We start from the raw sequence: 10,848 nt of genomic DNA, 5'->3' as shown, positions 1-10,848 counted from the left end.
CAACCTCTTCAATCGAGCCGAATGCTGGAACTTCTTCAAAGCGGCAGGATGTGCCCCGGATTAATCGTACGATGCTCTAGCCGCTGCTTGGCAACGGAGACAGGCTTTTCATTCTTCTATACGATCTGTGTCGTTGGCTGCCCTTTTTAGGGTCAAAAATTACTCGCAGCATTCTCCGGTTTCGGCCACTCAAAAGACCCAGCCGATCCGCCTACGGCGCATCGTTCGGATGCCGGGTTTATCCCTCCGCCTTATTCTTGACTAGTAATATCCACTTACATATTCTCCGGCAATTGCGCCATTCGGCGCACGCCGTTTCAACCTGATATTTGAAAGCTGTGGTTTTGGACTGGGACATACAAAATCTGTTTCGGCGCCACGCAAAGGGCATCGCCAATTCCTTGAGAAGACGAGGCCTGACAGTGGAAACCGCTGCAGATCTCACTCAGGACACGTTCCTGCGCGTCATAGCCAGCCCACCGCCCGAACGGACGGAAAACAGCAATCCTCGCGCCTATCTGTATCGGGTTTCACACAATCTCGGCGTCAATCACCGCCGGCGGGAATCCCTGGTGGAGATGGTGGAGCTCGACGCCGCCGCCGCCGTGGCGGATCCTGCGCCATCGCCTGAGCGCATCGTCTACTCTCGCCAGCGCCTTGAGATGACGCACCGGGCGATGGCGGAATTGCCCGAACGCACGCGGCTGGCGTTTGAAATGCATCGCCTCGGCGAACGCACCATCGCCGAAGTCGCGGACGAACTCGGCATTTCCACCACCAGGGCGTGGTCGCTGATCCGCGACGCCTATCGTCATCTCGTCGCACGGATCGACACTGACGGTGAAAATTGATCCGCGCCGATTGTATATCTCTGTAGACACATCTCCCAAAACAGAGAGACGAGGCCGAAAACGGAGAGCCAAGGCGCGGGCGCGCACAAATTGACGACGCGTAACGCCGGCGCTTGCGAGTTCCGGAGATCAGGATCATGACCCAACCCAACCAGTCCGACGCCAATCTCCTCGACGAGGCGATCGATCTCGTTATCAGGCTTCAAAATGATCCCGACAATCCTGTCGCGGCCGAGATGATCCGCGCCTGGCGCGCCCGCGGTCCGCGTCATGACGAGATCTGGACGCGGGTCGCTATGGCGCATGGCGCGTCCGGGCTCATTCTCGCGGAAAAGCGCCGGATAGAACGTCGCGAAAGTCTGGGACTGAACCGGCGCAACCTCATATTGGGCGGCCTCTGTCTTCTGGGCGGCGCAGCAGGCTGGATGGCTGCGCCTGGCCTGATTCTGGCGGCGCGCGCCGATGTCATCACCGAAAAAGCCGAACGGCGCCGGATCTCGCTACCCGATGGAAGCGTGGCGACGCTCGGACCACAAAGCGCGCTTGCCTATGACTTCGACAGTGGCCGACGCCATATCCGACTGCTCGACGGCATGTGCTTTGTGGAGGCGGCCGCAGGCTCGTCGCCGCCGTTCACAGCGTCATGCGGCGATGTGCAGGTCAACGCCGCCGCAGCCGCCTTCGAACTGTCGACCGAAGGCGGTTTTTCGGGCGTTTCCGCCGCGCACGGCGCCGTCGAGGTGGTCTTTTCGGGCCAGGCGGCCCCTCTGACTCTCACCCTGCAACAGCAGCAGTGGCTTCGGCTGGACGACGCGACGGGACAGGTCGACCGTGGTCTCCTGGAAGAGGGTCAGGTGGCGTCCTGGCGCGACAATCTGTTGATCGCCGATCAGGAGCCCGTCGCGGCGCTGGTCGCGCGGATCGGCCGGTGGACGCCGGGCCGGGTTGTGGTCGCCGATCCGTTCCTCGGCGGACAAAGAGTGAGCGGCGTTTATGATCTCAATGACCCGATCCGAGCGCTCGAAGCGGTGGCGCTGCCGGTGGGCGCCAGAGTGCGCCAGATCTCATCGATGGTGACGGTGATTTCTCCCCTCTGAAAAAACTTGAGAAGAATAGTGAAAATTTTCCAGCCCCAATTGTAACAATAATGGGACCGAAAGCCGCCGAACCCGCGCGCATCGCTCCCATCGTAGAGTTTTGGATCAAAGGGGCATGTTGATGGTGCGTTGGGGAACAGAGAAGACAACCGCGGAGAAGATGAGACATCGCGCGGCGCGGGCATTGATCGTAACTGCGGTTCTGCTGTCGAGCGCATCCGTTGCGACGGGGCTGGCCGCCGGCCAGGTTCAGGAGAACCAACGCTTTTCCATTCCGGCCGGCCCCCTCAACAAGGCGTTGATTGCATTCGGCAGACAGTCCGGCTTGCAGGTGACCTATCTCGGCGCAGTCGCCGCCGGCAAATCGTCGAACGGGTTCACCGGCGCCGCAACGCGGCAGGAGGCCTTGGCGACCGTGCTTGCGGGCACGGGCCTCGTTTACACATTCCCCAATGCCAAGACCGTAGCGATCACTTCATCGCAGCCGGGCGGCATTGACGCTTCGGTGGTCGGCGCGACCGTCCTCAAGAAAATCGTCATAGAAGGCGACGGCGCAGACGGCGTCGTCGCGACCGACAGTTCGGCCGCCACCAAGAGCGACACACCGATCGTCGAGATTCCGCAGACCGTGAACGTGGTCACACGCAAGGAAATGGACGATCGCGCCGTGACCGATTTCAATTCCGCCGTTGCCTACACGCCCGGCATCCGGGCCATCGATTATCCCGGCGGACAGGGCATGCCGGACATCTACCTTCGTGGCTTCCGCGCCAACAGCCAGATCGCCAACTATCGCGACGGCCTGCGCAACGGCTTCAACGCCTATGACGGCGATATCGAAATGTATGGACTGGAGAGGCTGGACATTCTCAAGGGGCCGGGCTCGGCCTTGTTCGGGCAGACCGCGCCGGGCGGGCTCGTCAACGCCACGACGAAGCGGCCGACCGAGGACACACTGCGACAGATCGATCTGGAATATGGCAGCAACGACCGCAAGCAACTGGGCCTGGATTTCAGCGGGCCGATCGACGAACAGGGCGCAATCCTCTATCGAATGACCGGTCTTTATCGCGACAGCGACACCCAGATCGACCAATCGCCCGACAATTCGCTCTACATCGCGCCCGCGCTGACTTTCTCGCCCGACGACGCGACATCGCTGACGCTCCTCGCAAACTATCAGAAGGTCGAGAAGGGCGGCGCCGAGCAGAGCCTTCCGATGGACAACACTATTTTCGACAATGGCGTGCGCATTCCTTCGAGCCTCTATCTCGGCATTCCCGGGGTGACTGAATGGAACGCGAAAACCGCTTCGCTCGGCTACGAGTTCAGCCATGAATTCGACAATGGCTGGACGGCGAAACAAAGCCTGCGTTACACGCATGCCGACATCGACTACACATCCGGATGGATCTGGGATTGGCCGACCGCGCTCTATGACGGCCATTACGCCCGCATCGGCGCTCAAGAACGCCCGAAGACCACCGACGCGGTCGTGCTCGACACCAATATCGGCGGCGACGTCGATATCGGCCCAACCGAGCACAAGCTGCTGTTCGGGATCGATTACGGTTATTACAACGGCAGCGAAAGCCGGACGAACTCCACCAACTACATCACTGTCGACGTTCTCGACCCCAGCTATGACGCTTCCGGCCTGACCTTCGGCTCTCCCTGGGCCGACGAGACCATCATCCAGCACCAATTGGGGGTCTATGCGCAGGACCAGATCAAGGTCGAAAACTGGGTTCTTTCCCTGGCCGGCCGCTATGATTGGGTTGAAGGCGAAGTGGAGGATCATCTCAGCGGCTCCGAGACCTCGACGGATGACCGGGCCTTCACCGGCCGCGTCGGTCTCGGCTACCAGTTCGACAATGGCGTCGCGCCCTATGTCAGCTATTCCACCTCCTTCCAGCCGGAAACGGGAACCGATTTCAACGGCGACCCCTTCGAGCCGACCACCGGCGCCCAATGGGAAGCCGGCGTGAAATACCAGCCGACCGCGTGGAACGGCGTCCTCTCGGCGTCGGTTTTCCAGATCACCCAGCAGAATGTCACCACCGCCGACCCGGTCAATATCGGCTATTCCATCCAGGAAGGAGAGGTGCGTTCGCGCGGCTTCGAGCTGGAAGGCAAGGCGGAACTGACCGACGCGCTCAGCCTGTTGGCGGGCTATTCCTATACGGACGCGCGCGTCACGAAAGACAATGACAACGCGTCCGGCGTCAGTAAAGTCGGCTCGCGCCTGTCTTCCGTGCCCTATCACCAGGCAAATCTTTGGCTCAACTACACTTTCGGGGAAAGCGTGTTGACCGGCCTGACGGTTGGCGGCGGCGTCCGCTATGTCGGCAGTTCCATGGCGCCGATGGATACGACGACGGGAGAGCAGGTGAAAGTCTCCGGCTACGCCCTTCTGGACGCGTCCGTGAGTTATGATTTCGGCATGGCGAAACCGGATCTCAAGGGCCTGAAACTGACCTTGTCCGGCACAAACCTGACGGACGAGAAGTATTTCACCCCGGGCTTCTATTCCGACACAGTGTTCTACGGCAATCGTCGCACGGTCAAGGCGGCGCTCTCCTACAAGTGGTGAGAGATCGACCCATCGCGCCAAGCGGACTTCTGCGCCGGCGGGCACTGCTCGTCGGCGGAGTCGTCGCGGCTTGCACAGGCCGATCTTCCCAGGCGGCGATACCGCCGGATCCCCACCGGATCGTCGCGCTCGACTGGCCCAGCGCGCTCAACCTTCTCGCGCTCGGCGTCGCGCCGCTCGGACTTCCCGAGCGCGATCGTTATCGCCAGTTCGTCGTCGAGCCGACGCTTCCCGATACGGTCAAGGAGATCGGCTTCCGCTCCGAGCCGAATATCGAACTCATCGCCGCTCTGCGGCCCAAACTGATCCTGGCCTCAAACGAGGCAGCAATAGTCGGCGCGGATCTGGCAAAAATAGCTCCGGTCCAGAACTTTGATCCGGATGGCTATGACGAACCGGATCGTCTCGCCAGCGGCGCGCGCGCCCTGCGCAGACTTGCTGGTCTCCTGGCGATCTCAGGCGCTTACGAGAGTTACGACAAAAGCTTCAGCCGCGAAATTCAAGCCGGCGCGGCGCGGTTGACCCGCTATGACGGCCGTCCAATTTTCATCGCCTCCATCATCGATGCGCGCCGGATGCTGGTCTTCGGGCGAAACAGCCTGTTTCAGGCCGTGCTCGAGAGCTGGGGCGTCGAGAACGCCTGGGACGGCTACACGTCGCGATATGGCCACGCCACGACGACGGTCGATCGGCTGGCGTTGTGGCCGGAGGCGAGATTGCTGCTGGTGGGAGATAACGCCTTCTCCACATTCGAACAGATGAGATCGTCGCCGGTGATGGCGAGCCTTCCCTTTGTGAGGAACAAGCGAGTTCATGTTGTGCCGGAAACCTTGTTCTACGGGGGCCTGCCGGCGGCTTTCCGCTTCGCCCGGCTGGCTTCCCGCGTTCTGGAAACCACTCGATGACGATGACCCGCATCTCGGCGAATCCATCGGTCCTGACGCTCGGCCTGCTGACGCTCTGCATGGTCATGGCGAGCCGCAATATACTGGCGGAGCTTCCCGACGACGCCCCGCTCTGGGCCCTCATATCTCCCTCGAGCGATCACGTGGGCGAGGTCTTGGTTCACTATACGCTGCTGCCGCGCCTGGTCGTCGGCATTCTGGCGGGCGCGGGCGTCGGGCTGGCGGGAGCCATTTTGCAACTCGTGCTGCGCAATCCGCTTGCCGAACCCGCCACACTCGGCGTCGCCGCCGGCAGCAATCTGGCGCTCACCATCGCAACGCTCTATCTGCCGTCCGCCTTGTCCGCAGGGGTGGAATGGGTCGCGTTCGCCGGAGCCGCTTTGGCCCTTGGCGCGATCATGGCGCTTTCCGTGCGCAGCTGCATGTCTCCGGTCACCGTCACCTTGGCCGGAATGATCGTCAGCCTCTATTGCGGGGCAGCGAGCGCTGTGCTGGCCCTCTTCCATCATGATCTCCTGGTGGGGCTGTTCATCTGGGGCGCCGGCTATCTCGATCAGCAGGACTGGCATGGAGCCGCCTATCTCGCGCCCCGTCTTCTGGCGCTCGCCGGGGTAGCGGCGCTGTTGTCGCGTCCGCTCACCATGCTGGCGCTGGGCGACGACAACGCGCGCGGCCTCGGCCTGTCGCCGGAAACGGTTCGCATCATCGCGCTTCTTGTGGCGGCGGGTCTGTCGTCGGTCGTCACGGTGACCGTGGGCGTCATCGCATTTGTCGGCCTCGCGGCGCCGGCGCTCGCCCAGGCCTGCGGCGCGCGGCTCACGGGAGCCCGGTTCGTCTGGTCGGCGGCAATCGGCGCGTTGCTGCTGACAACGGCGGACCAGATGGTTCTCTCATTGCCGATCACGTACCGGCTCTTTCCGACCGGCGCCGTCACCGCTCTTTTCGGGGCTCCCCTGCTCTTCATCCTGATCGGCAGGCTCAGGCCGCCAGCGGCGCCGGGCCAGCTTTTGGCGACGCGGACTTTGCGTCTTCGTCACCCCATAATAGCGCTCTGCCTCTTGGCCGCGTTGCTCGGCCCTGTCTTCTGGCTCGCCCTGTGGGTCGGCGCGAGCCAGGACGGCTGGACTGTCCTGGACAGCACGACGCTTGATCTTCTGCAATGGCGGTGGCCGCGCGCGCTCGGCGCGTTTTGCGGCGGAGCCATGCTTGCTTTGGCGGGCGCCGTCCTGCAGCGGATGACGGGCAATCCCGCGGCATCCCCCGAAGCGCTCGGCGTCTCCTCCGGTGCCATGCTCGGCGCGCTCTTCCTGTTGCTGACGGTCGCCGCGCCGACGAGAACCGGTCAGATCATAGCGGGGTCGGTCGGGGCGTTCGGGGTGCTTATCCTTATGTTCGCTTTGTCGCGCAGAGCGGGCTATTCGGGCGATCGCCTGCTTCTCATCGGCGTTGCGCTCAGTTCGGTGACGAGTTTCGTGATGGCAACCCTGATGTCGGCGCAGGACCCGCGTCTGGGGCAGGCCTTGGCTTGGTTGTCGGGCTCGACCTACGCCGTGCGGAGCCAGGAAGCGCTGATCTCGGCGTCCCTTCTCGCCGCCGCGTTGCTGTCGATCCTTGCCATTCGCCGCTGGCTCGACCAGATGGCGCTCGGAGAAGTCGCGGCGAAGGCGACTGGCGCGCCGGTGAACATTCTTCGGATAAGCCTGTTCGCCTTGTCGTCTCTCCTGACCGCCGGGGCCGCCATTCTGGTGGGGCCGCTGAGCTTTGCAGGGTTGATGGGACCGCACCTTGCTCGCCTGTGCGGATTTCGTCGAGCTGGAGGCCAACTCGCGGCTTCGGCGATCATCGGCGGCCTCATCTTGCTTCTTGCCGATTGGATCGGCCGCACCGTGATATTTCCGTTTCAAATCCCCGCGGGACTGCTGGCGACGCTGGTTGGCGGACCGCTCCTCCTCTTGTTACTGGGACGAAAACCGTGATCGCATTCACCAGATCCCTGCGCCTCAGGCGAACACCGGCTCCAGATATCCTGGACATAAAGCGGAGCGGACGCTCCTTTCTGCTGATCGGTTTGTCCGCTGCTGCAGGCGGCGTGTCGGGGCTGGGCTCCGTTTGGCTGCTGTCACTGGTGAACGCAGAACTCAACCGGCCCGCAGGTATGGACGCATATACCGGCGCCATGCTCGCGGCGCTTTGCGTCGCCACGCTCGCCGCTCGCGGCACCTCAGACATTCTGGCCAATCTCGTCGGACAGAATATCGTCGCCGAACTTCGCCTCTGGCTGGCCAGACGCGTCTTCGGGGCGCCGGTGGCGGCGCTGGAAAACTACCGGTCGCATCGGCTGCTTCCGGTGCTGACTCATGACGTGGACGTGATCAGCGACCTCGCATTCGTCGCCGCGCCGCTTGCGATTTCGCTGCTCGTCACGCTCGGTTGTTTCGTTTGGCTGGCCTTGTTGTCTCCACCCCTGTGCCTGGCGGTCGCCATCGCCCTCACACTCGGTGCAGTCGTCCAGTACATCGCCCGCCAGAAGGGGATCGCGGGCTTTGAGGCCTCCCGGGCGGCCGAAGACGAGTTGCATCGCGCCTATGGCGACATGATCGGCGGCGCCCGCGAACTCAAGATCAACCGATCCAGGCGCGTTCGCGTCTACAGGGATCAAATCGAAACACCCGTAAACCGCATTCGCGCCATCAATACGCGCGCGGTGATCATTTTCGTCGTCGCCAACGCGTTCGGCGCGGGTCTGGTTTTCCTGCTGATCGCGCTTGTCCTCGCGAGCCGCAGCGTCCTGGGTCTCGACGCCGAGACCCAGTCCGGTTTCGTGCTCGCTCTGCTTTTCCTCCGCGGGCCGGTCGAGCAGATCATGGCCGTCCTGCCGACGATCGCCCGCGCCCAGGTCGCGCTCGCCCGGATCGGAGAGCTCAGAAGCGCATTCGACAGCATAGTCCCGGACGCCGACGTTTCGGACGACGCGCCGGCCGCGTCGATCTCACGCCAATCTCCCCGGATTACCTTCCGCAAGGTCGAATACGTCTATCCCGCCAACGCCGAGGGCCGGCCTTTCGGACTGGGTCCCGTCGACTTCACCTTCGAACCCGGGCAGATCACCTTCGTGATCGGCGACAACGGCTCGGGCAAGACGACACTGGCGAAGCTACTGCTGGGTCTCTATGCGCCAGTTCGGGGTGTGGTCGAAGCCGACGGCGTCGCGATCACCGACCAGACGCGTGACGCCTATCGCCAGATCTTCTCCACCGTTCTATCCGACTTCCATCTCTTCGAAGATCTGCCGCCCGGCCATGCCCTGTCGGAAGACGACTGCAGCCGTCATCTCGATCGTCTCGGCCTGAACGGCAAAGTGTCGGTCAAAGACGGCCGCCTGACGACCACAGACCTCTCGGCCGGACAGCGCAAGCGGCTGGCCCTGCTGCATGTTTGGAGCGAAGCCCGCCCGGTCCTCGTCCTCGACGAATGGGCGGCGGATCAGGATCCTGGTTTTCGCCGGATGTTTTACGAGGAACTGCTTCCGGAGTTGAAACGCCAGGGCAAGACGCTGATTGTCATCTCTCACGACGACCGCTATTTCCACATTGCCGACCATATTCTCCACATCGAGGCGGCGATGGCGGATTGAAACGTTAACATAGAGGTGGGTTAGTTAGAGGTGGCTCGGGTAAATTGAACAGGTGAGATAAGTGGTTTTCGGCTTTTGAACGCGGCAGTATGCCGGGAACAGGGGCCATGATGACAAAACGACCTCGCCGCAATCACAGCCCGGCCTTCAAGGCGAAAGTCGCGCTCGCCGCGATCAAGGGCGAAAAGACCTCATGCCCCTGGGACCTAAAAAGCCGACCCAGATGGTGAGCACCACAGCACGCTTCCATCGCGATGATGCAGGTCGGAATCTTACCGACAAAATCAAAGAGCGTCTGCCGCCGCATCGTTCGGCGAACAGTTACCGCACCTTTGTCGTCGACGCCGACAACACTGCAGCTATTTTTTGCCTATATCGATACCCAAAATTGAAATCGTCATGGATCGGCTCCTCTTCCTTCAATGACGGATCATCATACTCGATGTCCTCGGAAGGGCGGGCCATCCCATAATCAACAAGCACTGCGTCTCTAGAAAATCTGGGTGGCTTGCAGGCAATCGCCGCGTACCAGCCGCCTGGCAGGCATCGATCCCGCGAGAGCTAAGGTTGCTGCGCAAGTCCGTTGAAGTCCTCGGCAAGGTGATGGATGTGCATTTCCAGAAGGCGACAGGCTTGCTGAGCGTCACCGGATTCGCAGGATGCCAGGATCTGCCGGTGTTCGTTCATCGATCGCACCGGATGCGGACTGCCTGTCAAGAAGACATGCGTTCGCACACCAATCACCGTGCTGATCGTGCGACTATAGGCCAGTTGCAGTTGCCTGTTTCCGCCATGGGTCAGAAACGCCAGGTGAAATTCCATGTCATGATGGGAGTATGCCTGAAGATCTCGGTTGTCAGAGGCATGCGTCATGGCCTCCACCGCCGCCCGCATGCTGGAAATCAGGGCGGGCGCCTGGCGTTCCAGCGAAAGCCGCAAGGCGGCGGCCTCTAGGATGGTGCGGTATTCGCATAGTTCGCTGACCGTGCGTGCATCGGGCATATACACAAAGCTGCCGCGCTTCGGATAGACCTCAACCAGCCCTTCCGTTTTCAGGACAGCCAGGGCCTGTGCAACGGGCGACCGACTGACGCCAAGCATGTCGGCCAGTCGCTGTTCTGACAATTTCGAACCGAGTGGCAGTTCGCCGGTGAGAATGGCTTCCCGAATCCGGGCAATGGTTTCCTCGATCAAGGATTTCGGGATCTTGATGCTCTTCATCATTTCTCCGTGCGGGACAGACTGTCCTTGACACTCATTCTACCATGTTACATGCTACAATCCAGCACATGACCTGCTGGACAAATGCCCCGGGTACAAGAGGCTAATCATGACATCCGCTGCCGATACAAGTCCTTCCGATGCTAGGCCATGTGGACGGATTTTATCAAGATGAACGCGGCTGCGATGGAAACGAGCGAGGAGAAGTTGCGTTTCGTTTTCTCGCAGCGTAGCGCTACTCGTTTGAAGCGTTTAAGCTTTCCGACGGCTTGCTCGATGCGGGCGCGGCCCTTGTAGATGGTTTTTGCGAAGAAGGCTGGCTTGTCCTTTTCGTTGGATTTGTGCGGGATCACTGGAATGACGCCGCGAGAACGCGCTGCTTTGCGATTGGCCTTGCTGGCATAACCTTTGTCGGCGACTGCGGCGCGAGCCTTGATGTCAGGACCAAGGTCAAGCAGGAGCGGAAAATGCGGCGCATCGCCTTTCTCGCCACCGGTCAGATCGAAGGCGATGGGAAGACCGTCGAAGTCAGTTTTCAGGTGGATTT

General features: G+C 61.6%; 8 protein-coding genes and 1 pseudogene. 6 read left to right on the top strand and 3 right to left on the bottom strand.

The window, feature by feature from the left end:
* Positions 1-338 precede the first annotated feature (338 nt).
* From E8Q41_RS22595 to E8Q41_RS22570, 6 genes are all read left to right on the top strand, one after another.
* Entirely contained in the window at positions 339-851 is a 513-nt protein-coding gene (locus E8Q41_RS22595; RefSeq protein ID WP_348640034.1) for a sigma-70 family RNA polymerase sigma factor, read from the top strand.
* A gap of 137 nt (positions 852-988) precedes the next feature.
* On the top strand, positions 989-1,948 hold the full coding sequence (locus tag E8Q41_RS22590) for a FecR domain-containing protein (RefSeq protein ID WP_137157830.1): 960 nt from the start codon (positions 989-991) through the stop codon (positions 1,946-1,948).
* A gap of 160 nt (positions 1,949-2,108) precedes the next feature.
* Positions 2,109-4,541 (top strand): TonB-dependent siderophore receptor, encoded by a 2,433-nt coding sequence (locus E8Q41_RS22585; protein ID WP_137157829.1) that lies wholly within the window; start codon positions 2,109-2,111, stop codon positions 4,539-4,541.
* Entirely contained in the window at positions 4,535-5,446 is a 912-nt protein-coding gene (locus E8Q41_RS22580; RefSeq protein ID WP_137157828.1) for an ABC transporter substrate-binding protein, read from the top strand. The genes E8Q41_RS22585 and E8Q41_RS22580 overlap by 7 nt, the downstream gene beginning before the upstream one ends.
* Complete coding sequence (gene fhuB / locus E8Q41_RS22575; protein ID WP_246660297.1) at positions 5,443-7,422, top strand: Fe(3+)-hydroxamate ABC transporter permease FhuB; 1,980 nt, start codon at positions 5,443-5,445, stop codon at positions 7,420-7,422. Before E8Q41_RS22580 ends, fhuB begins: the two co-directional genes overlap by 4 nt.
* Positions 7,419-9,080 carry a cyclic peptide export ABC transporter gene (locus E8Q41_RS22570; RefSeq protein WP_205910411.1) on the top strand — a complete coding sequence of 554 codons (1,662 nt, stop codon included), beginning with the start codon at positions 7,419-7,421 and terminating at the stop codon, positions 9,078-9,080. Before fhuB ends, E8Q41_RS22570 begins: the two co-directional genes overlap by 4 nt.
* A 214-nt stretch (positions 9,081-9,294) precedes the next feature.
* Here the strand turns inward: E8Q41_RS22570 and E8Q41_RS26010 are convergent.
* From E8Q41_RS26010 to E8Q41_RS22555, 3 genes and pseudogenes are all read right to left on the bottom strand, one after another.
* A pseudogene (locus E8Q41_RS26010) lies at positions 9,295-9,481 on the bottom strand (IS110 family transposase); the annotation flags it as partial.
* Positions 9,482-9,641: 160 nt separating this feature from the next.
* The gene (locus tag E8Q41_RS22560; RefSeq protein WP_170976581.1) at positions 9,642-10,301 is read right to left on the bottom strand and encodes a GntR family transcriptional regulator; all 660 of its coding nucleotides are present in this window, start codon (positions 10,299-10,301) and stop codon (positions 9,642-9,644) included.
* A gap of 143 nt (positions 10,302-10,444) precedes the next feature.
* Positions 10,445-10,848, bottom strand: a 404-nt coding sequence (locus E8Q41_RS22555) for a transposase (protein WP_137157826.1), incomplete at its 5' end; no start/stop codon positions are given.

It is taken from the genome of Rhizobium sp. FKL33 (assembly GCF_005222915.1).
In the GTDB taxonomy this organism is placed as follows: domain Bacteria; phylum Pseudomonadota; class Alphaproteobacteria; order Rhizobiales; family Rhizobiaceae; genus Rhizobium_E.
Note: the sequence above shows the minus strand (reverse complement) of the source record. Positions and strands in the feature narration are given on the sequence as shown.